At 38.1% G+C, this 25,455-nt stretch carries 34 protein-coding genes; 8 read left to right on the top strand and 26 right to left on the bottom strand.

Annotation, left to right across the window (positions count from 1 at the left end; translation table 11 throughout):
- Positions 1-48 precede the first annotated feature (48 nt).
- On the top strand, positions 49-1,233 hold the full coding sequence (locus CWR48_RS02250) for an ROK family transcriptional regulator (RefSeq protein ID WP_115771418.1): 1,185 nt from the start codon (positions 49-51) through the stop codon (positions 1,231-1,233).
- A gap of 74 nt (positions 1,234-1,307) precedes the next feature.
- On the opposite strand, the gene sspO is transcribed toward CWR48_RS02250, so the two are convergent.
- From sspO to CWR48_RS02235, 3 genes are all read right to left on the bottom strand, one after another.
- Positions 1,308-1,463, bottom strand: a complete 156-nt coding sequence (gene sspO, locus CWR48_RS02245) for a small acid-soluble spore protein O (RefSeq protein WP_115771417.1) — start codon at positions 1,461-1,463, stop codon at positions 1,308-1,310.
- Positions 1,464-1,778: 315 nt separating this feature from the next.
- Complete coding sequence (locus tag CWR48_RS20270; protein WP_170140665.1) at positions 1,779-1,940, bottom strand: hypothetical protein; 162 nt, start codon at positions 1,938-1,940, stop codon at positions 1,779-1,781.
- Positions 1,941-2,005: 65 nt separating this feature from the next.
- Positions 2,006-2,323 carry a hypothetical protein gene (locus tag CWR48_RS02235; protein ID WP_115771415.1) on the bottom strand — a complete coding sequence of 106 codons (318 nt, stop codon included), beginning with the start codon at positions 2,321-2,323 and terminating at the stop codon, positions 2,006-2,008.
- 270 nt (positions 2,324-2,593) lie between these two features.
- On the opposite strand from CWR48_RS02235, the gene CWR48_RS02230 reads away from it, so the two are divergent.
- Complete coding sequence (locus CWR48_RS02230; protein WP_115771414.1) at positions 2,594-3,601, top strand: AI-2E family transporter; 1,008 nt, start codon at positions 2,594-2,596, stop codon at positions 3,599-3,601.
- 436 nt (positions 3,602-4,037) lie between these two features.
- On the opposite strand, the gene CWR48_RS02225 is transcribed toward CWR48_RS02230, so the two are convergent.
- Together CWR48_RS02225 and CWR48_RS02220 are read right to left on the bottom strand one after the other, a co-directional pair.
- The gene (locus CWR48_RS02225) at positions 4,038-5,336 is read right to left on the bottom strand and encodes a DUF4179 domain-containing protein (RefSeq protein ID WP_245976683.1); all 1,299 of its coding nucleotides are present in this window, start codon (positions 5,334-5,336) and stop codon (positions 4,038-4,040) included.
- Positions 5,323-5,868, bottom strand: a complete 546-nt coding sequence (locus CWR48_RS02220; RefSeq protein WP_115771412.1) for a sigma-70 family RNA polymerase sigma factor — start codon at positions 5,866-5,868, stop codon at positions 5,323-5,325. The genes CWR48_RS02225 and CWR48_RS02220 overlap by 14 nt, the downstream gene beginning before the upstream one ends.
- Positions 5,869-6,119: 251 nt before the next feature.
- Between CWR48_RS02220 and CWR48_RS02215 the strand changes: the two genes are divergently transcribed.
- Genes CWR48_RS02215 through CWR48_RS02205 form a run of 3 tightly spaced genes read left to right on the top strand, consistent with a single transcriptional unit; the run spans position 6,120 to position 10,997 of the window.
- Positions 6,120-7,742 (top strand): response regulator, encoded by a 1,623-nt coding sequence (locus CWR48_RS02215; protein WP_115771411.1) that lies wholly within the window; start codon positions 6,120-6,122, stop codon positions 7,740-7,742.
- Between the two features lie 29 nt (positions 7,743-7,771).
- Positions 7,772-8,143, top strand: coding sequence for a response regulator transcription factor (locus tag CWR48_RS02210; RefSeq protein WP_115771410.1), 372 nt, complete (start codon positions 7,772-7,774; stop codon positions 8,141-8,143).
- Positions 8,130-10,997, top strand: coding sequence for an ATP-binding protein (locus CWR48_RS02205; RefSeq protein WP_115771409.1), 2,868 nt, complete (start codon positions 8,130-8,132; stop codon positions 10,995-10,997). The genes CWR48_RS02210 and CWR48_RS02205 overlap by 14 nt, the downstream gene beginning before the upstream one ends.
- 101 nt (positions 10,998-11,098) lie before the next feature.
- Here the strand turns inward: CWR48_RS02205 and CWR48_RS02200 are convergent, their stop codons facing one another.
- The gene (locus tag CWR48_RS02200) at positions 11,099-11,668 is read right to left on the bottom strand and encodes a TetR/AcrR family transcriptional regulator (RefSeq protein ID WP_115771408.1); all 570 of its coding nucleotides are present in this window, start codon (positions 11,666-11,668) and stop codon (positions 11,099-11,101) included.
- A 154-nt stretch (positions 11,669-11,822) separates the two neighbouring features.
- Between CWR48_RS02200 and CWR48_RS02195 the strand changes: the two genes are divergently transcribed.
- From CWR48_RS02195 to CWR48_RS02185, 3 genes are all read left to right on the top strand, one after another.
- On the top strand, positions 11,823-12,380 hold the full coding sequence (locus CWR48_RS02195) for an NADPH-dependent FMN reductase (RefSeq protein ID WP_115771407.1): 558 nt from the start codon (positions 11,823-11,825) through the stop codon (positions 12,378-12,380).
- 85 nt (positions 12,381-12,465) lie between these two features.
- Positions 12,466-13,374: a DsbA family protein gene (locus tag CWR48_RS02190; protein ID WP_115771456.1), complete on the top strand. Its 909-nt coding sequence runs from the start codon at positions 12,466-12,468 to the stop codon at positions 13,372-13,374.
- 18 nt (positions 13,375-13,392) lie between these two features.
- Complete coding sequence (locus tag CWR48_RS02185) at positions 13,393-13,701, top strand: monooxygenase (protein WP_115771406.1); 309 nt, start codon at positions 13,393-13,395, stop codon at positions 13,699-13,701.
- Between the two features lie 259 nt (positions 13,702-13,960).
- On the opposite strand, the gene rpsI is transcribed toward CWR48_RS02185, so the two are convergent.
- The 20 genes from rpsI to rplR form a co-directional block, all read right to left on the bottom strand.
- Positions 13,961-14,353, bottom strand: a complete 393-nt coding sequence (gene rpsI, locus CWR48_RS02180) for a 30S ribosomal protein S9 (protein WP_115771405.1) — start codon at positions 14,351-14,353, stop codon at positions 13,961-13,963.
- A 19-nt stretch (positions 14,354-14,372) separates the two neighbouring features.
- Positions 14,373-14,810 carry a 50S ribosomal protein L13 gene (gene rplM, locus CWR48_RS02175; protein WP_115771404.1) on the bottom strand — a complete coding sequence of 146 codons (438 nt, stop codon included), beginning with the start codon at positions 14,808-14,810 and terminating at the stop codon, positions 14,373-14,375.
- 157 nt (positions 14,811-14,967) lie between these two features.
- The gene (gene truA, locus CWR48_RS02170; RefSeq protein ID WP_115771403.1) at positions 14,968-15,714 is read right to left on the bottom strand and encodes a tRNA pseudouridine(38-40) synthase TruA; all 747 of its coding nucleotides are present in this window, start codon (positions 15,712-15,714) and stop codon (positions 14,968-14,970) included.
- Positions 15,715-15,730: 16 nt separating this feature from the next.
- Entirely contained in the window at positions 15,731-16,534 is an 804-nt protein-coding gene (locus CWR48_RS02165; protein ID WP_115771402.1) for an energy-coupling factor transporter transmembrane component T family protein, read from the bottom strand.
- Entirely contained in the window at positions 16,534-17,400 is an 867-nt protein-coding gene (locus tag CWR48_RS02160) for an energy-coupling factor ABC transporter ATP-binding protein (RefSeq protein ID WP_115771401.1), read from the bottom strand. Before CWR48_RS02160 ends, CWR48_RS02165 begins: the two co-directional genes overlap by 1 nt.
- A complete protein-coding gene (locus CWR48_RS02155) occupies positions 17,376-18,215 on the bottom strand; it encodes an energy-coupling factor ABC transporter ATP-binding protein (protein WP_115771400.1) in 840 nt (279 codons plus the stop codon). Before CWR48_RS02155 ends, CWR48_RS02160 begins: the two co-directional genes overlap by 25 nt.
- A 53-nt stretch (positions 18,216-18,268) precedes the next feature.
- Positions 18,269-18,724, bottom strand: coding sequence for a hypothetical protein (locus CWR48_RS02150; RefSeq protein WP_115771399.1), 456 nt, complete (start codon positions 18,722-18,724; stop codon positions 18,269-18,271).
- Positions 18,690-19,043: a 50S ribosomal protein L17 gene (gene rplQ / locus CWR48_RS02145; RefSeq protein WP_115771398.1), complete on the bottom strand. Its 354-nt coding sequence runs from the start codon at positions 19,041-19,043 to the stop codon at positions 18,690-18,692. The genes CWR48_RS02150 and rplQ overlap by 35 nt, the downstream gene beginning before the upstream one ends.
- Before the next feature lie 45 nt (positions 19,044-19,088).
- Positions 19,089-20,033, bottom strand: a complete 945-nt coding sequence (locus CWR48_RS02140) for a DNA-directed RNA polymerase subunit alpha (protein WP_115771397.1) — start codon at positions 20,031-20,033, stop codon at positions 19,089-19,091.
- Between the two features lie 196 nt (positions 20,034-20,229).
- The gene (rpsK, locus tag CWR48_RS02135) at positions 20,230-20,619 is read right to left on the bottom strand and encodes a 30S ribosomal protein S11 (RefSeq protein ID WP_115771396.1); all 390 of its coding nucleotides are present in this window, start codon (positions 20,617-20,619) and stop codon (positions 20,230-20,232) included.
- A gap of 22 nt (positions 20,620-20,641) precedes the next feature.
- On the bottom strand, positions 20,642-21,007 hold the full coding sequence (gene rpsM / locus CWR48_RS02130) for a 30S ribosomal protein S13 (protein ID WP_115771395.1): 366 nt from the start codon (positions 21,005-21,007) through the stop codon (positions 20,642-20,644).
- Positions 21,008-21,031: 24 nt separating this feature from the next.
- Positions 21,032-21,145 (bottom strand): 50S ribosomal protein L36, encoded by a 114-nt coding sequence (gene rpmJ / locus CWR48_RS02125; RefSeq protein ID WP_010095733.1) that lies wholly within the window; start codon positions 21,143-21,145, stop codon positions 21,032-21,034.
- Positions 21,146-21,176: 31 nt separating this feature from the next.
- Positions 21,177-21,395, bottom strand: a complete 219-nt coding sequence (gene infA, locus CWR48_RS02120) for a translation initiation factor IF-1 (RefSeq protein ID WP_040985051.1) — start codon at positions 21,393-21,395, stop codon at positions 21,177-21,179.
- Positions 21,382-21,684 carry a KOW domain-containing RNA-binding protein gene (locus tag CWR48_RS02115; protein ID WP_115771394.1) on the bottom strand — a complete coding sequence of 101 codons (303 nt, stop codon included), beginning with the start codon at positions 21,682-21,684 and terminating at the stop codon, positions 21,382-21,384. Before CWR48_RS02115 ends, infA begins: the two co-directional genes overlap by 14 nt.
- A 209-nt stretch (positions 21,685-21,893) precedes the next feature.
- Positions 21,894-22,538 (bottom strand): adenylate kinase, encoded by a 645-nt coding sequence (locus tag CWR48_RS02110; RefSeq protein ID WP_115771393.1) that lies wholly within the window; start codon positions 22,536-22,538, stop codon positions 21,894-21,896.
- A 32-nt stretch (positions 22,539-22,570) separates the two neighbouring features.
- Complete coding sequence (secY, locus tag CWR48_RS02105) at positions 22,571-23,863, bottom strand: preprotein translocase subunit SecY (protein WP_115771392.1); 1,293 nt, start codon at positions 23,861-23,863, stop codon at positions 22,571-22,573.
- The gene (rplO, locus tag CWR48_RS02100) at positions 23,863-24,303 is read right to left on the bottom strand and encodes a 50S ribosomal protein L15 (RefSeq protein WP_115771391.1); all 441 of its coding nucleotides are present in this window, start codon (positions 24,301-24,303) and stop codon (positions 23,863-23,865) included. The genes secY and rplO overlap by 1 nt, the downstream gene beginning before the upstream one ends.
- 30 nt (positions 24,304-24,333) lie before the next feature.
- Positions 24,334-24,516, bottom strand: a complete 183-nt coding sequence (gene rpmD / locus CWR48_RS02095; protein ID WP_115771390.1) for a 50S ribosomal protein L30 — start codon at positions 24,514-24,516, stop codon at positions 24,334-24,336.
- A gap of 16 nt (positions 24,517-24,532) precedes the next feature.
- Positions 24,533-25,036 (bottom strand): 30S ribosomal protein S5, encoded by a 504-nt coding sequence (gene rpsE / locus CWR48_RS02090; RefSeq protein WP_115771389.1) that lies wholly within the window; start codon positions 25,034-25,036, stop codon positions 24,533-24,535.
- A gap of 20 nt (positions 25,037-25,056) precedes the next feature.
- Complete coding sequence (rplR, locus tag CWR48_RS02085) at positions 25,057-25,419, bottom strand: 50S ribosomal protein L18 (protein ID WP_115771388.1); 363 nt, start codon at positions 25,417-25,419, stop codon at positions 25,057-25,059.
- Between the last annotated feature and the right edge of the window lie 36 nt (positions 25,420-25,455).

The following is a 25,455-nucleotide window of genomic DNA, read 5'->3' as shown; positions in this document are numbered from 1 at the left end:
CAAGGTTTAGGTTAAACCGAAGTTTTCTAAAAATTGTGAGGGATATTTATGAACACTGGCGATGCAAACTATATAAAACAATTGAATCGAAGGATATTGATAGAGGAAATTATTAAAAGCAGATCCTTATCTAGAAGTGATTTAGCCCGGATTACTGGATTGAATAAGGCGACCGTTTCTGCCCAAGTAAGTGAGCTAATTGCAGAGAAAATAGTCATAGAGAAAAAAGAGGGTGAATCTGTTACTCGTGGAAGAAAGCCGATTCTTCTTGAGTTGAATGCAAATGGGGCATTCAGTATTGGGATTGATATCGTCGAGGACTATATCAATATTATCTTTATGGATTTAAAGGGCGAGGCATTTCACAGTGTACGTGTAGCGCTTGAAGATGCTGACCTAGAGTGTGCCGTCGATCAATTAATTGAAACGGTCACACCATTGATTAAGAAATTCGCGAAGAACTATCAGCCGAATGGGCTTGCTGGTATATGCGTAGGAATCCATGGCATTGTTAACGCTAAAGAGGAAATTATTTTCACACCAAAACAGAGATGGTCCAATATTAACATTAAGGATCGACTTGAAGCGGCATTACAGACAACCGTCTATGTTGATAACAATGCAAACTTAAGTGTTTTCGCGGAGCAAGTATTTGATGAAGCAATCCCAGATCTATTTTGTATTACATTATATTCAGGGATTGGTCTCGGCATCATGAATGAGAATAAAATCTATCGCGGCTATCAAGGATTTGCTGGTGAAATAGGGCATATGGTCGTTGAATCCAAAGGCTTGCCATGTTCCTGTGGTAATACAGGGTGCTGGGAATTATATGCCTCTGAGCGGGCACTGATGAATGCTCTGGAAAAGGACCGTCCAGCCGCTTCCGAGCAAGAGATCCTGGACGCATTGCATGACGGAGAAGGCGCAGCACAAATAATCGATTCCTACCTTGATTACCTTGCAGTTGGCATCAATAATATCATCAATATCTTTAACCCAGAAAAGATCATTCTTAATGGTACCATCATCAATGGAAACTCACCGTTCATTACAGAAATTGAACATAAGCTGAAATCAAAAATTAATAATTATCGAGATATTAGAGCATCACGACTAGGGGAATACTCCTGTGCATTAGGTGGAGCTGCTTTTGTGATTAAGAATTTCTTCGATGTAAATAAAATCGATTATACTGGATATGAGTATTTCCTTTCGATTTATGATGTATGAGGCACTTTATTTTAATTATCACTTAGAAATACATATCCCCCATCAACATTGTTAATGGGGGATAGTTAATAGGCTCACTGTCGCTTCTTTGTTTTTTTATTATTATATCGCTCTTCAGGTGTTAATGGTTCATTTGCAAATTCATGATCAAATTCCTTTGATAAATTCTTTCGTACCGCTTGCTTATCACTAACATTCCCAGTTACTTTATTCTTAGCATCCTCAGCCATTAGATACACCTCCATGGGCCTTAGTCTGCCACGTATTTTCTGGAGTATGTATTGAACTAAAGGTGCTTAACTTATTTTCTCATTGCTTTTTCTTAGATTCTTTAATCTCTACCAATAATTCAATCATATGCGCTCATTTTGTTTGATGATGGACTTTAAGCTTTTTTCTATCATACTCGTTGAAATGAAAATAACGATAAAGTGATACTTCATGAAGTGGGGGTCTTACAGACAGTTAATTCGGGATAAATATTGTAATCCAAATTAGAAAATCCATTTATATCCACCTGCATTTTCATAGAAACATTCCGTTGCCTACTTCCTATTTCGAAGATTTAAATACTCAATTTTGCTATTTGCTCTCTCTAGAACGGCTTTAATCTCCATAATTTCCCGTTCTCTTTTTAACATTTCTTCGTATTTTTTCGAAAACATGTCTTTTAATTCCATTAAACGGTTCAACGCTTCCTTATTCAATTTTTGATCCTTCTCGACATTTTCCGCAAGATGAAACATTCGCCTATTTTCATCTTATCACCACTTTACTTAATAAATAGAAGGACCATTACTATGATTATTATATGGACAATAAATCTTACAATATGATGACTATATGCTAGCTCCCCATTCATTACAAACCCTTCGATAATCGCAACGATGTGCATACCGATGAATATAATGATCAATCCAATGATCATTAACTGCTTATCGTGAATAAACAGCGAAGCAAGCATCATAATGGATAGGACAATAAAGATGAAATGATTCACGTGGAACGTTTTTGCAATCAATTGACTGACACCTGCAATAATTGTTAATAACGCATACATAGCAATAATAACATAAACAACTAATACCAACTTCTTCACCCCTGTCTTTTTATTGCCTTAACAATAAACGATGGAGTTAACTCTAGGTCAATACTTTTTCAACGGAACTGCATTGGAAAAGGATAATGGTCATTTGGTTCGAATAACTTCCAATCAATTAGACCGAAAATTTAATGCTATTTATAGGATGATTACCTTTCATTCCAGCTTGTATTTTCCCTATTTTAAGTAGATACTAAAAATACTAGGTAATTTTATCCATGCATTTACATACTTATAGTAAGAGGGGAATTATTTTACATGGAATCGATAGCAGGGTTTTTCCGGAAAACAGGCGTAAAACGAATTATTATTTTTGGCCTCATTGTTTTAATTCTCTTTAGTGTTAGAAGTATGATGAATCTCATTCTCCTAACCTTTATTTTCTCATTTTTAATGAATGGTCTCGTAGAATTTACAACCAAACGTATGAAGTTCAATCGCAAATTACTTGTATTATTGCTATACGCGCTCATTGTTAGTCTGTTAACGGTTGGGATTGTGAAGTACTTACCAGTTATTACAACAGAGATTAGTCAATTGATCAGGCAAATTTCAAATTTCTCAATGGAAACCTATGACAATGCGATCGTCAACTTCATTGAATCGATTATTACAAGCGATCAAATTACCGGTTATTTGGAAAATGGATTTTCATTTCTATTGAAATCCTTCTCAGATATTAGTAAGACGAGTGTCCAAGTGTTGCTTGCATTATTACTTAGCTTATTTTTCCTTCTTGAAAAACCACGCTTAATCGAGTTCACAAACAAGTTTAAACATAGCAAGATTGCCCCGTTCTATCGGGAAATAGAGTACTTTGGTAAAAAATTCTCACGTACCTTTGGCAAAGTAATCGAGGCACAATTCATTATCGCGCTCATCAATACGTTCCTATCAGTGATTGTTTTAATGATTCTCGGATTCCCACAAATCGGCGGATTGTCCATTATGATTTTCTTCCTAGGACTCATTCCTGTCGCTGGTGTGATTATTTCACTTATTCCACTTTCATTGATTGCTTTTACAATCGGTGGATTCTTGACTGTCGTGTACGTATTCGTAGCAATTATGATTATCCATGCAATTGAAGCATATATATTAAATCCAAAATTAATGTCATCCAAAACGGATTTACCTGTATTTTATACGTTTATCGTCCTGATCTTCTCGCAGCATTTCTTTGGTGTCTGGGGATTGATTATCGGAATTCCAGTTTTCGTGTTCTTACTTGATATATTGGATGTTACCGATACACAGCGAGAATAATGGAACAAAAGCGCAAGCGCCCGTTTGAGCTGTGTACGGACTGCGCCCCACGGACGTGAGGTGGTTCGACGTTGCCACAGGACGTGGCGAACTTAGTCGAACTTCTCCTTGCCTTTTGAGATAAAGGAAACATGCCCCTTCACTTTAGGGGTATGCCGACGTTGGCGAAGCCTGTTTTTCGTCGGCCTTCCTTAAGTACCGGAATCGATATTGACTTATCGTACGAAAGTGGGGGAAGTCTCGCTGGGCGCTGGAAGTGGCTTTTCTCGGTAATTAAGTTATCCACAGCATCCAATTTTATAGTATCCTAAGCTGTTAAAAAACAACATGAACTCTATTCAAGCTTCACGTTGTTTTGCATTCTTCCATTTTATATTACCCCCTGAGTGCCTTGCTAGCAGACACTCCAAGGGGGTCTGTAGAATATTCTACCTCTTTAATCAATAGGTATTTCGATGACTTCATTGTATTGCTTCGTAACATGCATCCCCTGGATATGAAGATATTCCGGTTTTTCACTTGTATCGAATACCAATGTACGTTCCTTCATTATCTCTCCATTTTCTTGCTTTGCATCGATTTGACCAATCGTTGTACTTAAAGGGGTCATCCCATCTTTTGATCCGATTGAGACCCCATCCAGAAGTACGTCATAACCGCTGGCAATCGTTATTTCAATGCCATCCGAGGTTTCTGAAACAGCTTTGATCCATAATTCTTTATCATCAAGCATAAAGGCTTTATCTCCCAGCGAGGTAAGCGGGAGGTTTTCATTTAACGTTTGATAGCCGACAAACGCTTTGATCACTAATTCTAATGATTCCAGCTGCTTAGGAAGTGCATCATAGCGAATATCGAAATTCCGCCCGAGAAGTCCAGAGCGACTGCCACTACCTATGATGTCTACCCTTTTTCCATTAGCAATTAATTCGATGCCGTCTAGCCCTAATTGGGTCCGATCGAAGTTATCAACATTCAGCTTTCCTTCAATGACTGTGAGCATCGGGGAAGCCGTAATCCAGTTAAATGTAATCTTGCCTTGATCGGCTGTGAAGGTTTGCTTAATCGCCTGTTTAATTTCAGTCTTTATTGCCTTATTCGGATCATAGGTAAAAGAAATACGTTGTTCTAACTCAAGCATTTGACCACCCTCTAACCCTTGCCAAAAATGCAAGGTTAATTCCTTTGAAAATGGACTTACAGGCTCAAAGGTCAACACTCCTTTTAACTCTGTCTGATCGTCATTCAGTAATGACGTGCCACTTTCAAGATGGGAATTCGTTAGGAAACCGGTGATGTTAAATGGCCGAAACATTTCCGTATCATAATCCCCTACCCCATTTGGATTGGTCAATGTATAATACATGATCAATTGATTCGCATCCGTCATGATGCCATCAATAGTAAGCTCTGTCCCATTTTCAAATGTTGTCCGTTCATCTACAATTTGCCCCATCCCTTCATTATTAAGTTCCCTTATTGTACCAGAAATCACCTCATCAAATCCGAGTAATTTCTTACCATAGTAAGCAAATGCATTGTATTGATAGCTAATGATGACGATCATAACTAAGGCGACTGCTGCCAGCTTCCACATTGATGGCATGCGTTTCCTTCGATTTGGCGTCGTGTTTAGCTTATTTCTCAATCTTGCTTCCAATTCTTCTGGTGCATGAATCAAGTCCAGACGCTTCTTCTCTTCAGCTAACCGCTTCCGAGCATTATTCATCATCATCACTCCTATATTGATCCCCTAGCCTCTTCAACCCTTCAGAGATCCTTGATTTGACCGTCCCAATTGGCGCCTTTGTTATATTAGCAATGGTTTGGTAATCGAGATCATGAAAGTATTTTAATTGGATTGCCTCTCTTTGATGGGGATTTAGATATAATAACAATGCATCAATGTCAATTTTGATTTCCCTACTATTATAAGGATCACTCGTTATCGTAGAACTAAATTCCTCCTCCATCATCGTATTCCAATTATCCAATAAGACCAGTTTCTTTTGCTTACGTAATACGCTTTTACACTGATTCACCAAGATTGTTTTACTCCAGCTGTAAAAAGCCTCTTCCTTTTTGAGTTGATAGACCTTTTCATATAAGGTAACAATCATGTCCTCCATCACATCCATGGCATCATGTGAATTGCCTAGATAAGTGAGAGCTAATCTAAAATAATTATCCTTTTCAGCCATAATCAATTGAAGTAATGCTTCCTTGCTTCCCCTCTTTGCCTTTTTCACCAGCCGATCGACATTCATGCATTCACCTCTCTCCCTTATAGGAGTAATCGTAGCCCCAGAAAGTTCATTTTGTAGAAAAAATAAGTATGTACTAGTGTATCGACTATTTCTACTGTAAAATAGGTCATAGGAAGACTTCTTTTCCATGGATGAGTTGTGGTGACTTTATTCTACCATTAGAGGATCTTCCTTTTTCACTGTTTTATTTACGTCAAACATTCTACACTATCAATCGCGCGGAAAAACTCTATAGGACGGGTGGCATATAAATGGATCTACAAAAATATAAAAATCATCTTTTACAAACAATTAAAGATAACCTGTCAAAATGGTTAATACTTGAGGAAGGTGGAAAGGTCGCAAACGCTGAAATATATCGGTTTTTGCATTCTATTAAAGGAACTTCGGGAACACTCCAGATTGAAAAACTCCTTGAGATCTCTGAAAATCTACTAGAAAAAGTTGATGAGGATAATGATTCCATGTGGGATGTTATTGAATTAAAAAGGTTTCTATCGCCGCTGATTGAATTTACGTATGAGTATGAGAACTTTAATGAACTAACCATACCGGATGAACCCATTCCTCAATCAAATGCACCGTTAATCCAAATCATAGATGATGACCCTTCCATGCTTATCATGTTAAAAGAGGCGCTAGAAGAAAATAATTGGATGGTTATGGCCTGTACAGATCCAGAACAAGCCGTTAAGCAGTATTTCGAAATGAAGCCAGATTGCCTCATTCTTGATGTCCATTTGCCACATAAAAATGGCTTTGAAGTGCTACAAGAGATTCAGGAATATAATGAAAAATACTTTATTCCTACAATAATGATTAGCATCGAGGATAGTAAGCAAACTCGAATAAAAGCATATCAAAATGGTGCGGATGACTTTATACAAAAGCCGATTGATTTGGAAGAATTTGTAGTAAGAGTTAAGCATCATTTACAAAGGAAGAAGATGTTTGATCAATCTGTATTAATTGATGAACTGACACAGGTTTATAACAGAAGATTCCTAGTGCAAAGTTTACCCCGCTTCTTCCAGGATTTTAAACGGACAAAAGATCCATTCTCAATTTGTATTGTTGATATTGACTATTTTAAGAAAATAAACGATACATACGGGCATCTCATGGGCGATAAAGTGCTCCAAGATTTTGCCCAGTATTTGAAACAGAACATTCGAAGTTTAGATGTTATTTACCGTTATGGTGGAGAAGAATTTGTTATTGTATTTCCAAAAACCACGAGTGAAGAGGCAAAAAATCGCTTAACTGAATTAAATGATGGCTTTTCAAGCCTCGTTTTTACCCATCAAGATATTAACTTCACCGTTACATTTTCTGCTGGAGTCTTTATGGTGGAAGATGAAACTGTTACAATAGATCAGGCACTCAAAATGGCAGATAGTTCATTATATGAAGCAAAAAACAATGGCCGGGCACAAGTCGTGTGTTCAATAGCAGATAGTGTTAGTGAAAATCAAAAGGGGTATCTGAATATTTCCGTTGTCGATGATAACTTCATAATACGGACCCTATTAGCCAATGAATTGGAGTCTTTATCCATCAATCGTTTCGAGCTAAACATCAAGGTTTTTGAGAATGGACCAGCCTTTTTAAATTCAAAACATGCAAAGGAAGATGTCAATCATCTACTAATCTTGGATGGTGTTATGCCTAAGATGGATGGAATAGAAGTTCTTCAGCAAGTAAAGCAGTGGCAAAAGGCCAAACAATATAAGGTAATTATGCTCACTGGGAGAAGTAATAAGAGTGACGTAAAACGTGCTTTGATGCTTGGTGCCGATGATTACATAATAAAACCATTTGAGATAAGTGATCTACAAGCTAGAATTGAAAGACTACTAAATAGTATGAAATAGTTAATATAAATATAGAAAGGTGATCATTAATGAAGAGAATTTTATTGGCAGAAGATGAAGAAGTGCTGCGCATGCTCATTGTAGATACATTAGAAGATGAAGGATATATGATTGATGAAGCTGCTGACGGTGGTGAAGCAATCGGCTTTTTACAAAACAATCGCTATGATTTGGTTATTTTAGATTATATGATGCCTGTTTATACGGGAATGGAAATTATTGAAAAAATGAGGAGCAAGGAAAAAGAAGAGCATACCAAAATCCTAATGCTTTCTGCAAAAAGTCAGGCATATGAACAAGCACGCATATTTAAAGCGGGAGCTGATTATTTTATGGCAAAGCCATTTAGCCCGTTGAAACTTTTGGAATTAGTTGAGGAAATTCTAAATGAGGATCGTTAATTATTTCAATAAGTCTTTATCTCGGCAGATTTTATTACTAATGGGGATATGTTTCCTGTTTTTCATTATTGGAACAGGGTTATTATTTTATTTTCAGCATAAATCGCATGCTGAATATATTCAGCAAAGAGAGAAAATTGAGGACAAACAACTGATTACAGATGATATTTATGAACAGCTTAGTTCGCGAATGTTAATAATGGATGATACATTATCTATAATAGTACCTGAAAGTAGCGAAGCAGCACCAAATATAGAAACTGAAATACAGCAACAGATTATTGAGCTGGAACAATTGATAGATAATGAAGAAGAAAAATCCTTTATCAGTGGTATTGGCAATTTTTCATCGTTCTATTTCTCCGAATTGCTCCCTTTTGTCAGGAATGAATACGAAGGAAATCAGGAGCGGAGTGTTGACCTTTATGACCGTTCTGTCATTCAAAGGGCGGATGAATTTGTAAATCAAACAAAGCTTTATAGCGCATTGCTCCATGAACAAATTGAAAAGAACGCTGAAAAACTTAGCGAAAATCAATTACACATCCAAAACAGTGTAGTTATATTAAGCATATTCCTTCTAATTCTCTTGCTCTTCATTATTCGAATGTTTTTCAAAAAGATTGGGGAACCTATTGCTGAGTTTACCTTTTCAGCTAATGAAATCGCTGCTGGCAGAGATGCTATCATCGAGGTCGGTTCAACAAGAAAAGATGAATTAGGTACATTATCCGTTGCATTCAAGAAGATGGTAGAGAGTATTCAGGATAAAGAACAAGACTTACTTGCCCAAAACGAAGAGCTCTCTGCACAGCAAGAAGAACTCCAGGCCCAGCAGCAAGAACTTCAATCAACACTTGAAATTATTACAGATAGGGAACATAAACTTAAAGATAGAAATGAGCTTATTAACGGTATTTCCTCTTCGCTTAATAAAGAGAAAGTACTACAAAGTATCGTTGAAAGCATGTGTAAAGTTACTGAAACAGATAAGGGGATTATTTCTTACTTGAATGAGGACGCTTTTGCCGCATGTGGTATTTCTCAATTAGGGATAGAACAATTTAGAAATCATATGGACAGTGACTTAATCCATCGGTTAATTACTGAGAAAAAGGCATTTACGATAAAAAGGGAGCAACATCACACAGAAAAAGGCTACCATGAAACAATCCAATATAGCTACGACTTGTATTTGCCTGTCATTTCCAATTTCTGTGTTATAGCAGTAATGGTTTACACGAGATTCGGAAACCCATTTTCGGCTAGTGAGCTAACTGAATATGACATACTCTCAAGACAAATTGCAATTTATCTCGAAAAAATCAGGTTGTTTGAGCAGTCTAAAAATGACTCACGATTAAACCAAGATATCTTGAATACGGTGCAAGAAGGAATACAGTTGATTGACAAAGACAACAAAATTATTCAGTTAAACCAGCCATTATGCAAAATATTTAAATGGAGCGATCCTTCGAAGGAATTATTAGGACTACCCTGGGATAAATGGAGCTGTTCGATGGAAGAGCAAATTCAGGAGGATGACTTTATTGACTCCCTGGAAAAACTGATACATGCTGCTAAACATAGCCCTAATGAAGATCATTCCTTTATTTACAGAATGAAAGACAGTAACCAAGTAATTAAAGTATATTCTAAAATACTCCAAGACTTTGAAGATGATTTTGGTATGCTACTCGTTCATCGTGATATTACAAAAGAGAATGAAGTTGCGGAAATGAAATCTGAATTGGTCAGTACAGTCAGCCATGAATTAAGAACACCATTGGCTAGTGTACTTGGTTTCACAGAGTTATTGCTAACGAAGGAATTAAAGCCTGAGCGAAAAACAAAGTATTTGCAGACGATTTATAATGAAGCAAAACGGTTAACAGCACTTATTAACGACTTTCTTGATATTCAAAGAATGGAATCAGGCAAGCAGACATATGAAAAGAAATATATCGATATTCAATCGATTCTGCAACATGTGATTAAGCTTCAAGAAATCAACACATCGATACATAAAATTAATTTTATAGTTGAAACTGAAGAAACAATCATATTAGGAGACCAAAGTAAAATAGGGCAAGTGTTTACAAACTTATTAAGTAATGCGATCAAGTATTCTCCAAATGGAGGAAACATCTTTATCCGAATATATCGAAGTAAAGATACGGTCTCTATTGATATTAAAGATGAGGGGCTTGGGATTCCTGAAGATGCAATTCCTCATTTGTTCCAGCAATTTTATAGGGTCGATAATTCCGATCGACGAAAAATTGGTGGTACTGGATTAGGACTTGCCATTGTTCAGGAGATTGCCAAAGCACACAGGGGGATAATCTCTGTAAGTTCTGTATATGGGAAAGGAAGCACATTCACAGTTCACCTTCCACTAGTAAGAATGAAATCTAGCATTCCAGATGAAAATAGTGATACATCTATGAATAAGTACACCATTATGATTGTAGAGGATGATCCAAGCCTTGCAGAACTATTAAAGCATGAGCTACAGGATTGGGGATTCAGTGTAAATCAGTTTAGCAGTGGCAAAAAGGCGTTTGAGCAAATGAAACTGGAAGCACCTGATACTGTAGTTTTGGACATCATGCTAGAAGATGAAATAGATGGATGGACAATTATGAAAGAAATGAAAGCAAGAGAAGAACTGTCAGATGTTCCGATATTCGTTTCAACTGCTCTTGACGAAAAAGAACTAGGATTCTCACTTGGTGCACAGGATTACTTGGTTAAGCCTTATAAACCAAGCCAATTATCTAAGTTAATCATGCAAACACTATTAAGTAATGAAAAAGACGGTCAGATTTTGGTACCTCATAAACAGAGTTAAATAGCAAAAAGATGATTTAGGTCTTATTATAAGCCAAATCATCTTTTTTCTTTTACCAATTTATTCAAAACCAGTCTCCAATTTATTTCACAGGATACATATTAATCAGCGTCCCCCAAATCAATCCCCTTCATAATATAAGGAATTGCTGAATGGATATATTCCTCCGGCGATATCTCCTTACTGCTTCTTCTCCATTCAACTGAAGCCCCATAAATTCCCCAGCTTAACATAACAGCCGTAACCTTTTGTGCTTGCACATCTTCAGTTGGACGCTGTTTTAACAGCATTTTATGAAAAATGACTTCGAGCTGCTCTCTAATAATCCGGGCAATCGTATCTTCATACCCTCTATGGCAACGATTGGATAATGACTTTTGAAAGTTCGTGATTGCTTTGAAAATATTTATCAGTGCTTCTTCATTTAGTTCATAATTTTGATAGTAATCGCCGTCCAAATTAACTAACAATACTTCTGACAATACCTTTTCCAATAAGTCATATATATCCTCAAAGTGATAATAGAATGTGGCACGATTAATTACAGCCTCCGCTGTAATATCCTTAACGGTAATATCCTTAAATTCCTTTTTACTTGAAAGTTCCATAAAAGAATCCATGATTAATTTGCGAGTACGTAAAACTCGTGGGTCCGTCTTTGATTGTTCCATTTATTATCACTCCTACTTTTTAAACAATTTCCTAAATGTGTTGTATAACCAACAAATCTACAGAACTATTGGTGTTGATTTTATTCATTATGACCTAAAATTCAATTGTAAGGCAAATAGGATGTTTTGTTAAACAATTTCAGGAGGAATAAATATGATTAAAATCGGCATTATTACTGGGAGTACGAGAGATTCACGCGTAAATATACAGGTATCAGAATGGGTGAAATCCGTTGCAGACCAAAGAACAGATGCTTCGTTTGAATTGGTAGATATTAAGGATTTCAACCTGCCAAAATTTAATGAACCAATTCCTGCAATTATGTCACAGGATTATGAAGCACCAGAGGCAAAAGCTTGGTCTGAAAAAATTAGGGAACTTGATGGTTTTGTTTTTGTCACTCCAGAATACAACAAAGCTGTTACATCTGGATTAAAAGATGCAATCGATTATTTATATGTTGAGTGGAATAATAAAGCAGCAGGAATTGTAAGCTATGGTTCTACTCTTGGAGTTACAGCAGCTAATAATTTACGATTGATCCTAACTGTACCAAAAGTCGCAACAGTAGGCACGCAGCCTGCACTCAGTCTTTTTACTGATTTTGAAGAAATGAGAACCTTTAAACCAGCACCGTTTCATCAAGAAACTGTTCAAACGATGCTAAATGAAGTCGTATCTTGGTCTACTGCATTAAAAACAATTAGATAAATAAATGATAACGAGAGATAAGCGTTTTGCCTCTTCTCTCCTATTCTATAGAAATGAGGGAAATGCATTGAAAAACAATAATAACATGATTTGTGACTTAGAAACTGGGGTCTGTGGAGTTGCAGGCGAAGAGGAAATGGAGATTATTAATTTTAATCAGCCAAAGAAATCAATCGAGCTTTATTATGTGACCGATCCTATCTGCTCACATTGCTGGGCAATTGAACCGACACTCCATCGTTTTACAGAGCAGTATGGTGATTATTTTAACTTCCATACGGTTATGGGTGGCCTACTGGAAAAATGGCATGACGGGCCAATTGATCCCGCAAATGGCATTTATAAACCAGCCGACGTTGCCGGTCACTGGAGAGAAGTTGGGGAAATTTCCAGAATGCCAATTGATGGCTCGTTAATGATTGATAATCCTGTTCAATCCTCCTATCCACCTTCCCGCGTATTTAAAGTAATTCAAAAAAATCATAGCGATGCTGCAGCATTTGAATATTTGCGCCGTGCAAGAGAAGCACTTTTCGCATTTAATCAAAATATCTCAGAACAATCGGTTATGATTGAAATCGTAAATAAACTCGGACTTGATGGAGAAGCAATTGTAAAGGAAGCAGCAGAACCAATCGGACAGCAATTACTCAATGAAGATTTTGCTCTGGCTGGCAGCTTAGGTGTCAGAGGGTTTCCTACCATTGTCATGATTAATGAGGAAAATAAAGGCGTAAAAATTGTTGGCGGCCGTCCGTTTGAATACTATGTTGACGGATTAAAGCAAGTTCTAAATGTGGAAGAACTTCAGCCAAAACAACAACCAGCGCTTTCTACCTTACTTGAAAAGGAAAAGCTATTGTTCTCCAAGGAAATTGAAGTAATGTATGATATTGAGAAATCAGATATGACCGCACTTATTGAAAGAGAGCTATCACCAGACAGTTATGACAAGAAGGAAGTTCTGGGCGAATTATATTTGACAACGACATAATAACGAGGAGAGATAAAATTGGCATATGTATTACAAGTAGGTTTTAAAATGAATGGACCCTTCGGAGATGAAATGGCTGAGGCGTTTACTGACTTAGCAAAAAGCATCAATGAAGAAGATGGGTTCATGTGGAAAATCTGGACGGAAAATCCGGAAGCAAATGAAGCTGGCGGCATTTATATTTTTGAAACAAAAGAAACAGCTGATAAATATTTAGAAATGCACTCTAAAAGGTTAGCTAGCTTGGGCATTACCGACGTCAAGGCGAAGATCTTCGCTATCAATTCTAAACTTACTGGGATTACTAGAGGGCCGGTAGAAGGTTAAAGTATATCCATAATTGCTATGGAACTTTCCGATTTTAAAACTAAATTATTTATCGACTAAGAAGAACATGATTCCTATAATATATTCGGGAATCATGTTCTTTTCATAGGCCTTTTTCTGGATTTTTTAATTTCAATATAATCTTTTACAATCTTTAAAGCTTCTATCATCTCTAAGACTTTTCTCAAAACAAAAACAAGCTATTTCATCATAGATGAAATAGCTTGTAAACGTTGAAAAATTAATATTTTTATTAAGATTAACGTTTTGAGAACTGAGGTGCACGACGTGCGCCTTTAAGACCGTATTTTTTACGTTCTTTCATGCGAGCATCACGAGTTAGGTAACCTTCGCGTTTTAGAGAAGCACGATATTCTGGATCTGCTTCTAATAATGCACGAGCAATACCATGACGAATTGCACCAGCTTGACCAGTGAAACCACCACCATGAACGTTAACTAACACGTCATAAGTTCCTTCAGTTTCTGTAGCAGCTAATGGCTGATTAAGAATTAGAAGTTGTGTGTCATATGGGAAATAGTCTTTAGCTTCACGACCATTAATAGTAACATTACCTGTGCCTGGTACTAAACGTACACGAGCAGTTGAGCTTTTTCTACGACCTGTGCCGTAATATTGTACTTGTGCCAATTGTTTAACCTCCTTCTAATTATCCACGAAGTTCGTAAACTTCTGGTTTTTGTGCTTGATTATTGTGTTCTGCGCCTCTGTATACATGCAATTTCTTAGCCATTTTACGACCTAATGGACCTTTTGGAAGCATCCCTTTAATTGCTCTTTCTAGCATTTCTTGAGGATATTTTGTACGCATTTCGTCTGCGTTACGTTCTCTCATTCCGCCTGGATGACCTGAATGGTTGTAGTACATTTTGTCATTGATTTTGTTTCCAGTTAATTCTATTTTCTCAGCATTGATAATGATAACATTATCTCCTGTGTCTGCATGTGGTGTGTAAGTTGGTTTGTGCTTTCCACGAAGGATTGCAGCAACTTCACTTGATAAACGACCAAGTCTTTGACCTTCAGCATCCACAACAAGCCATTTGCGTTCGATATTAGCTTCATTCGCCATAAAAGTTGTGCGCATGATAATTTCCCTCCATATATTAAAAAATTCGTTTCAAATTTGTTATTCCTATAGTCAACATAATTAGATTCCGGGGCTAATCATGGTTTAATTAGAAATAAAATGCCATAAATAATAATATAACACATGACAGGTATTTGTCAAGTTCTGTAGGTATTTATTTGTCATATTTTACTTGCCATAAATACAGTCCCTGGGGGGCAATTGTTTTACCAGCAAGTTGCCGATTTTTCCCATCTAATAAGGACTTAATGTCGGCTGGATTTCTTCTGCCTTGCCCGATATCGAGTAACACGCTGACCATAATTCGTACCATATTATACAAAAAACCGGATCCGCGAAAAATGAACTCCATCTCCGCTCCACTTTGCTTACATGTTGCTTGGTAAATCGTTCTTATTTTACTGCCTTTTGTTGTCGCCTTTGCAGAGGAAAACGTCGTGAAATCATGCGTTCCTTCTAGATAGCGACATGCCTCTTGTATCTTATCTATATCGAGACGATATGGAAAATAATATGCATAATTTCGTTTAAATACATCTGGTTCTTCAGCATTCCAAACGAAGTAGTGATATTCCTTTTCCATCGCACTATATCTCGCATGAAACGCATCTGTAACCCCTTCAACCTTATCGATATAGATATCTTCGGGTAGTAGGGTATTCATGGCTCGTTTCCATCCTAATTCAGGTATATCGTAGGGTGAATCAAAATGAATCACCTGCCCCTTTGCATGGACGCCTGCATCAGTACGACCTGATGCCTGCAGTCGAACCCGATCTCCTTTATGAATCTGTTTTAGAACCTTCTCCAGCTCTCCTTGAACGGTACGCTTCGTCGGTTGAAATTGAAAGCCAAAGAAGCCAGAACCATCATAATTGATTGTACACTTCAGTCTTCCCATCCTTGTCCAGCCTCTCTTACGAATACGTTCTTGTTAAGAATAAAATTGCCATGACACATGCAAATAGGAGATAGACCATGATGTCTCGTAACTCGATTTTCAGTTCACGTAACTTAGACCGTCCCTCTCCACCTTGATAGCCACGTGCCTCCATTGCCATTGCAAGCTCTTCTGCCCGTTTAAATGCACTAACAAACAGTGGGACTAACAGTGGCACAACCGCTTTGATTCGGTCTTTTATTGGCCCTGTCCGAAAATCAACGCCACGCGATGCCTGTGCTCTTGAAATCTTATCCGTCTCCTGCATTAATGTTGGAATAAAGCGTAAAGAAATCGACATCATCAATGCGAGCTCATGTACTGGAAATTTCACTTTATTTAATGGTCGCAGCATATCTTCAATTGCATCTGTTATTTCAATCGGTGTCGTTGTTAACGTGAGCAGTGAGGTCACTAGTATTAACAGGAAGAACCTGATTGAAATCGCAAATCCTTGAATGACACCACCGGAGTAAAATTCAAATATCCAGACATCAAATATAACGGTTCCCTCTTTAGTAACAAATAAGTGCAAGATAAACGTAAAGATAATAAGGAACCATACTGGGGTGAGACCCTTCATAATGAAACGTATTGGCACCCGTGATGTCAACATGCTTGCGAGCGCAAAAACGACAAGTACTCCATAACTTGGTAAGCTATTAGCAAAAAACACGGTAAATACATAGAAAAAGATAATCGTAATTTTTGTTCTTGGGTCCAATTTATGCACAATGGAAGTCCCAGGCACATATTGACCGATAATTAGGGAGTTATTCATTAGACTTTCGCTCCTTTGACTACCGATTTTATCATTTGTGCTAGCTCCTTGATTGTTTGCTTTTCAAAGGTAATTTCCTCACCAAATCTCTCTTTAAAGGAATTTATAAAACGAACCATTTCAGGCACATCCAGATGCACTTGATTAAGCGATTCCTTTTGGGTAAAGACTTCTTCAGGCTTTCCTTCCATATACTTGGACCCTTTATTTAAAATGATCACATGGTCCGCATACTTTACAGCATCTTCCATGCTGTGTGTCACGAGAACAGTCGTTAGGCCTTGTTCTTTATGCAATGAGTAGAACATCTCCATAATTTCCTTCTGCCCCCGTGGGTCGAGCCCCGCTGTTGGTTCATCTAGGACCAGTACGTCGGGTTTAACGGCTAGAACACCAGCAATCGCGACCCTTCGCATCTGCCCACCACTTAAATCGAATGGCGATCGTTCTAACACGCTTGTAGGAAGTCCTACTGCAGGGACAATCGCATCAATCCGTTTTTTAATCTCGTCTTGTGGTACATCAAAGTTTGCCGGACCAAAGGCAATATCCTTCTCCACCGTTTCCTCAAACAACTGATGCTCTGGATATTGAAAAACAACGCCAACACGACTACGTAATTCCTTCATATTCTTCGGCTTGTCTTCCTTCGACAGATGGTAATCGCCAATCGATACAATCCCCTCAGTCGGCACGGATAGCCCATTTAAATGGCTAATTAATGTCGACTTCCCGGAGCCTGTATGACCGATAATTGCTACAAACGAGCCGGATTCAATATGAAACGAAACATCGTCTAATGCTTTATGCTCGAATGGTGAGTTTGGTTGATAAATGTAAGTTACGTTCTCGAATGTAATGTCCATAATTCCTCCAGTAGCTCTTCGTGGTTTAATGGTTCTTGTAAAATCGTGATCCCCACTTGGTTTAATTCATCCGCTAAAATGGCTACAAATGGTACATCTAATCCGATTTTTCGAAGTTCATCTTTCTTGGAGAATATATCTCGTGGGGTAGCTTCATCCCATATTTCTCCTTCATTCATAACAATTACCCGGTCAGCTTGAACAACTTCATGTAAATCATGTGTGATTGTGATTAAAGAAAGCCCTTGATTGTTCTGAAGTTTAGACACTGTTTCCATTATTTCCTGCCGTCCACTTGGATCGAGCATCGCGGTGGCTTCATCTAGAATAAGTACCTTTGGTGATATTGCCAACACGCTCGCAATCGCAACACGCTGCTTCTGCCCACCTGATAATCGATGCGGCTCTGTCAGCCGGTAATCCTGCATTCCAACAGCATTCAATGTTTCATCTATCCGCTTCATCATCTCTTCGCGAGGGACGCCACGGTTTTCCATACCAAAAGCAACATCATCCTGCACCGTCGCTCCAACAAATTGGTTATCAGGATTTTGAAATACCATTCCAACTTCCTTGCGAATATTCCAAATCGATGCTTCATTTACCTGTTGTCCATCTATGATAATCTCCCCTTGTTGCGGAAAAAGCAATCCATTTACAAGTTTAGCAATCGTTGATTTTCCAGAGCCGTTATGACCAATAATGGCGACCCACTCATCCTCATAAATCTCAAATGATAAATTTTTCAATACCCAAGGCTGCTCTTCTCCATATCGAAACGATACATTTCTAAACTCAATTAATCTTTTACTCATTGAAAGTACCTCTCCTAACCTGTGCTCCGCCCGGGATTTTTTATGTGATTCGTCTATGCTGTGATTGTGTTGATCGTGTGGTGCTGATATGGTTTTGCATTGGGCGATATTATGGCGCTCCTGCTGATATACTTTCTCTCCGGGCGATATTCCAGCGCTCCTGCTGATATATTTTCTCTCTGGGCGATATTCCAGCGCTCCTGCTGATATATTTTCTCTCCGGGCGATATTATGGCGTTCCTGCTAATATACTTTTTCTCCGGGCGATATTCCAGCGCTCCTGCTGATATATTTTCTCTCTGGGCGATATTCGCATTAACCCGCAGATCGAGTGCCAGAACCACGCACTCTATGGTCTCCTGCTTATACCCTCCATCTCTAATCAAGCCCGCTACACTTTTCTTTACTACAAAAAAAGGGCTTGGATTCACCTCGTGAGAGATTAAAGTCCTGCCCTTGCCGCATGTTTCTTGTTTAGACCAATTCAATGATTGCCATTTTTGCGCCATCGCCTTGGCGTTCACCAAGTTTAAGAACACGTGTGTATCCACCTTGTCTCTCATCATAGCGTTTAGCAACATCATCAAAAAGTTTTTGTACTACATTGTTGTTTTCATCAGCTTCTTTATTGTAAAGGAATGCTGCTGCTTGACGGCGAGCGTGAAGATCTCCACGTTTACCTAATGTAATCATTTTATCTACAACCGATTTTAAATCCTTCGCTTTTGCTTCTGTAGTTTCAATCCGTTCATGAATAATTAAATCAGATGCAAGGTTGCGAAGTAATGCCATACGGCTGTCTGTACTACGTCCAAATTTTCTAGCCATGTTAGTACCTCCCTTTCAAAAAATCTCTAAAGGTGACTGTGTTTATCAGTCGTCATTACGCAGACCTAAGTCAAGATCCGCTAATTTAAGTTTAACTTCTTCAAGTGATTTACGACCTAAATTACGAACCTTCATCATATCTTCTTCGCTCTTGTTTGCGAGCTCTTGAACAGTATTAATTCCAGCGCGTTTTAAGCAGTTGTAAGATCTAACAGAAAGATCAAGTTCTTCGATTGTCATTTCCATGACTTTCTCTTTTTGATCTTCTTCTTTTTCGACCATGATTTCAGCATTTTGTGCTTCATCCGTTAGCCCGACAAAAATATTAAAATGCTCTGTAATGATTTTAGCACCTAAAGAAACTGCTTCTTCAGGACGAATGCTTCCATCTGTAGAGACATCTAATGTTAATTTATCATAGTTTGCATTTTGACCTACTCTTGTGTTTTCTACTTGGTAGGTAACACGTGATACAGGTGTGAAAATAGAATCAATCGCAATCACGCCTATTGGTTGATCCTCATGTTTATTCTGCTCAGCTTGACGATAACCTCGGCCACGCTCAGCTGTCATTCTCATGTTTAAAGCGCCTTTACTATTTAAAGTAGCGATTTTCAATTCAGGATTCAACACTTCTACATCACTGTCATAGGTAAGATCGGCAGCAGTTACTACTCCTTCACCTTGAACAGATAGTTCGATTGTCTTCGGTTCATCAGAATAAATTCTAAGTGCTAACTTCTTCAAGCTCAAAATAATTTGGGTAACATCTTCCACTACTCCATCAATCGTTGAGAACTCATGTAAAGCACCATCAATTTGAATTGATGTAACGGCAGCACCTGGAAGTGAGGATAGTAAGATACGACGCAAGGAGTTTCCTAGAGTGGCACCATATCCACGTTCAAGTGGTTCGACTACGAATTTCCCGAAAGTAGCATCATCGCTAATTTCGATCGTTTCAATAATTGGCTTTTCTATTTCGATCATTCAACAAAACCCTCCTTTAAAACGTCGAAACCCCGGCTAGACCCATGTCTAACCGAAATTCCCCAATAGGCAGTTGGCGTTTCTGCACTACCTGTAATTCATTCGTACTGTCCTGTCCTGATCTCTTAAAAATAAACTTACTTTTTTAGCTATCATAACCCATTATAGACAGAGTGACAAATTCTATACGGTAAAATTATACACGACGACGTTTTGGTGGGCGGCATCCATTATGAGGAACTGGTGTTACATCAACAATTGCAGTAACTTCTAAACCAGCTGCTTGAAGTGAACGAATTGCTGCTTCACGTCCAGCACCAGGTCCTTTAACAGTAACCTCTAATGTCTTCATGCCATTTTCAATTGCTGTTTTAGCTACAGTTTCTGCAGCCATTTGAGCAGCAAATGGAGTAGATTTACGTGAACCTTTAAAGCCTAATGCACCAGCTGAACTCCAACCAACTGCATTACCTTGTGTATCCGTAACCGTAACAATTGTATTGTTAAAAGTAGAACGGATATGCGCGATACCTGATTCAATATTCTTTTTCACACGACGTTTACGTGTATTAGTATTACGTGCCATTGATTAGTTAACCTCCTTCACTTTATTTTTTCTTGTTAGCCATTGTACGACGTGGGCCTTTACGAGTACGTGAGTTGTTTTTAGTATGTTGTCCACGAACTGGTAAGCTACGACGATGACGAAGGCCTCTATATGAACCAATTTCGATCAATCGTTTAATATTTAGTGATACTTCACGACGAAGATCACCTTCTGTTGTATATTGATCAATTACTGTACGAATTCGTCCTAATTCATCTTCAGTTAAATCACGAACGCGAGTGTCTTCTGAAACGCCTGCTTCTTTAAGGACTTTCTGTGCGGTAACTTTACCAATTCCAAAGATATATGTTAAAGAAATGACAACACGTTTATCACGTGGAATGTCAATACCTGCTATACGTGCCATAGAATAGTTGCACCTCCTAAGGTTTTATCCTTGTTTTTGTTTGTGTTTGGGATTTTCGCAAATCACCATTACTTTACCTTTACGCTTAATTACTTTACATTTTTCACATATTGGTTTTACAGATGCTCTTACTTTCATCATCTTTACCTCCTTTTATATCGGAGCTCGTTTATTTATAACGATACGTAATTCGTCCTTTTGTCAAATCATACGGAGAAAGCTCAACCGTTACTTTGTCACCTGGCAGAATACGGATAAAATGCATACGGATTTTACCAGATACATGTGCTAAGACCGTATGGCCGTTTTCAAGCTCTACTTTAAACATTGCGTTTGGCAATGTATCTGTTACGGTGCCTTCTACTTCAATTACATCATCTTTTGCCATCGTGTAGATCTCCCTTCTTCAAATCAGTCACAATCTCACTTTTAAACTTAGATATGGCAAATCGCAATTTCCCATTTGTGACACGACCAGTTTCTAGAAGGCTGTTTTGGACTTCTGGGGAAATATAGTCCATCTTCTCAAGGTGATGTAGATTCTTTCTCTTTGGCCTATTCGTCTTCCGCCTCTCCCCATCAGCTAACAAGACAGAATGATGATCCACTACATGAATGATTATCATATATTGGCCCGCTTCACGACCTTGCAAAATACGAACAACCTGACCTAGCATCAGAACCTGATCTCCTGTGTTCAACAACGATCACCTGCACTAAGGCATTAGAAAAATATTTTCCCTCTAAAGGGGCTACTTCTATATTTGACCTGTGTCACTTTATGTTAAAGCAATACATGTTAGTTTTAAAATTACTCGCAACTTTAATTATAACTTTTTACAGATAGAAATGCATCTATTCCATATTAGATGTAATTAAAATCGTATTATTTTACAAGTTTTTCTTGAATATCTTTGAAAACATCATCAATTCCTTGATTTCCGTTTACAGTAACAAGATATCCTTTATCTTGATAAAAATCGAGTAATGGTTTTGTCTGCTCGATATTCACGGCTAAACGTCTTTTCACTGTTTCGGCTTTATCATCATCACGCTGAATTAACTGTGAACCGTCTTTATCGCAAATTCCTTCTACTTTCGGAGGGTTAAATTCGATATGATAGGCTGTTCCACATGTTGGACAAATTCTACGACCCGTTAGACGCTCCACTAATTTTTCTTCTGGTACGTCTACATGTAATACGTAGTCAATGGATTCACCAAGATCTGAAAGAAGTTCTTGTAATGCCTCTGCTTGTGCAATCGTTCTTGGAAAACCATCCAATAGGAAGCCGTTCTTGCAGTCGTCCTTACTTAAACGTTCTTTTACAATTCCGATTGTTACTTCATCCGGAACAAGATCTCCACGATCCATATATTCCTTCGCTTTTTTACCAAGATCTGTACCTTCTTTGATGCTTAGGCGAAACATATCCCCAGTTGAAATATGTGGGATATTATATTTATCATTAATTTTCTCAGCCTGTGTACCTTTTCCGGCACCAGGTAACCCCATTAAAATTAAATTCATCATTCTTCCTCGCTCTCATTGGCAGCTGAGAACTATTTAATAAATCCTTTGTAGTGACGCTTCACTAACTGACTTTCCAGTTGTTTCATTGTTTGTAATGCTACACCTACAATGATTAGTAAACTTGTGCCGCCGATTTGTACTGCACTAGGCAGATTAGCAAGACTACCTAAAATGATTGGTAATATAGCAACAGCAGCTAAGAAAAGTGAACCTACAAATGTTAGACGATACAATACACGTGTAAGATACGTTTCTGTATTCTTCCCTGGACGAATTCCAGGAATATAGCCACCTTGTTTTTGCAAGTTCTCTGCCATTTGTTCTGGATTAACCTGAATAAATGTGTAGAAATACGAAAATGCAATAATTAAGGCTAAGTATATTACCATACCAACAGGTTGCGTATAATCAAATATGCTCCTGATTGTTGTTGCTACTTGACTACCTTCAAAGAAACTAGCAACCGTACTTGGTGCCATCATAAACGCTACTGAAAAGATTACAGGAATAACCCCTGCACCATTTACTTTTAACGGTAAATGCGTTGACTGACCACCAACTGGAGAACGATTCACAAGTTTTTTTGCGTATTGAACTGGTATTTTTCGTAATGCTTGATTAACAAAGATAACTCCAACTACAACCGCTATTGCAACTAATACAATTAAAGCAACTATAACGATATTGATAAATAGCTGATCCCCTGCATTTACGAAATACTGGCTATACAATTGTGCAACACCATTCGGCACTGCCGCAACGATACCTGCAAAGATAATTACGGAGATCCCATTTCCAACACCTTGTGATGTAATCTGTTCACCCAACCACATTAAAAATGCCGTACCAGCTGTTAATACAATTGCAATAACAAGGAATTTCATAAAACTAGGGTCGACGATCAACAAACCACCGGCCATCGCATTAAACCCTGCTGACATAGCAATTGCTTGAATAAATGCAAAACCGATTGCTGCATAGCGTGTAACCTGTGCAATTTTCTTTCGTCCCATCTCGCCTTGTTTCTTCCATTCTGCAAACTTAGGAACAATATCCATTTGCAATAATTGCATGATGATCGATGCTGTAATGTAAGGCATAATCCCCATAGCGAAAATTGAAAAGTTCTGTAATGCTCCACCACCGAATGTATTTAAGAAGCCAAAGACGTTTTGTTGGTTCATAAAGTCGATTGCTGCTTTATCTGTAAATGGCACAGGAATGAACGTGCCTAGACGAAAAACAATTAACATCAATAATGTGAAAACAATTTTTCGTCTAATGTCAGCCACGCGCCAAAAATTGGAGATTGTACGAAACATTAGATCACCTCAGTCTTACCGCCCGCTGTCTCAATTGCTTCTTTAGCTGAAGCAGAGAACTTATGAGCTTTTACTGTTAGTTTCTTTTCGATAGCGCCGTTTCCAAGCACTTTAATGCCGGAATTCAATTTGCTCACGATACCTTCTTCAAGTAATAGCTCTGGTGTAACTTCTGTTCCTTCTTCAAAACGATTTAATGCATCTAAGTTAACAATAGCAAACTCTTTACGATTAATGTTGCTAAAGCCACGTTTCGGTAAACGTTGGAATAATGGCATTTGACCACCTTCGAAGCCAGGACGTACACCGCCGCCTGAACGTGCGTTTTGTCCTTTATGTCCTCTTCCAGAAGTCTTACCATTACCTGAGGACGTTCCACGACCCACACGATTTCTCTCTTTGCGAGTTCCTTCTGATGCTTTTAATTCATGAAGTTTCATACAAGCACCTCCTCTTTAAGCTTAATAATATTATATTTCTTTAACTGTTACAAGATGAGATACGACATTAATCATACCGCGAACAACTGGAGTATCTTCACGAACAACGGACTGGCGAATTTTCTTAAGTCCAAGTGCTTCAACAGTTCTAATCTGTTTTTCTTTTCGACCAATAACACTCCGTGTGAGGGTGATTTCTAATTGTTTAGACATATTGTTTCCCTCCCTATTATCCTAACAGTTCTTCTACAGACTTTCCACGTAGTTTTGCTACGTCTTCTGCACGTTTTAATTGTGTTAAGCCTTCTAATGTTGCACGAATCATATTAATTGGTGTGTTTGAACCTAGTGATTTAGTAAGAATATCACCGATACCAGCAAGTTCTAGTACCGCACGAACAGGACCACCAGAGATAACTCCAGTACCTTCAGAAGCTGGTTTCATTAATACATGGCCAGATCCAAATTTACCATTCACTGTGTGTGGAATAGTAGTTCCAACGATTGGCACAGTAATTAAGTTTTTCTTTGCATCATCAACTGCTTTTTTAATTGCTTCTGGTACTTCTTGTGCTTTACCAGTACCGAAACCTACATTACCGTTCTTATCTCCAACAACAACTAGAGCTGCGAAACGGAAACGACGTCCACCTTTAACTACTTTAGCAACACGGTTTACCGTAACAACACGTTCTTCAAGTTCTAATTTGTTCGGATCAATGTTTGTTTTCATTAAGAGTTCCCTCCTTTTTATTAAAATTCAAGACCTGCCTCACGAGCAGCTTCAGCCAATGCTTTTACACGACCATGGTATAGATAGCCTCCGCGATCGAAAACAACGGATTTAACACCTTTTTCTTGCGCACGTTTTGCTACTAATTCACCGACTTTTTGAGCTGCATCTACATTGCTAGTAACTTCAACATTCAAATCTTTATCCTTTGTTGATGCACTTACTAATGTAACGCCATTATTGTCATCGATAATTTGTGCGTAGATGTTTTTATTTGAACGATACACGTTTAAACGAGGACGTGCTTCTGTTCCTGATAAGTTTTTACGAACTCGACCATGTCTCTTTTTACGAAGTACATTTTTGTCAGGCTTTGTGATCATCTGGGTCACTCCTTTCTTGCTTGCTAACTAACTAAT

The organism is Oceanobacillus arenosus (assembly GCF_003369575.1).
GTDB classification, from domain to species: domain Bacteria; phylum Bacillota; class Bacilli; order Bacillales; family Amphibacillaceae; genus Oceanobacillus; species Oceanobacillus arenosus.
The sequence above is the reverse complement of the archived record's forward strand: the minus strand, read 5'-3'. Positions and strand labels throughout refer to the sequence as shown.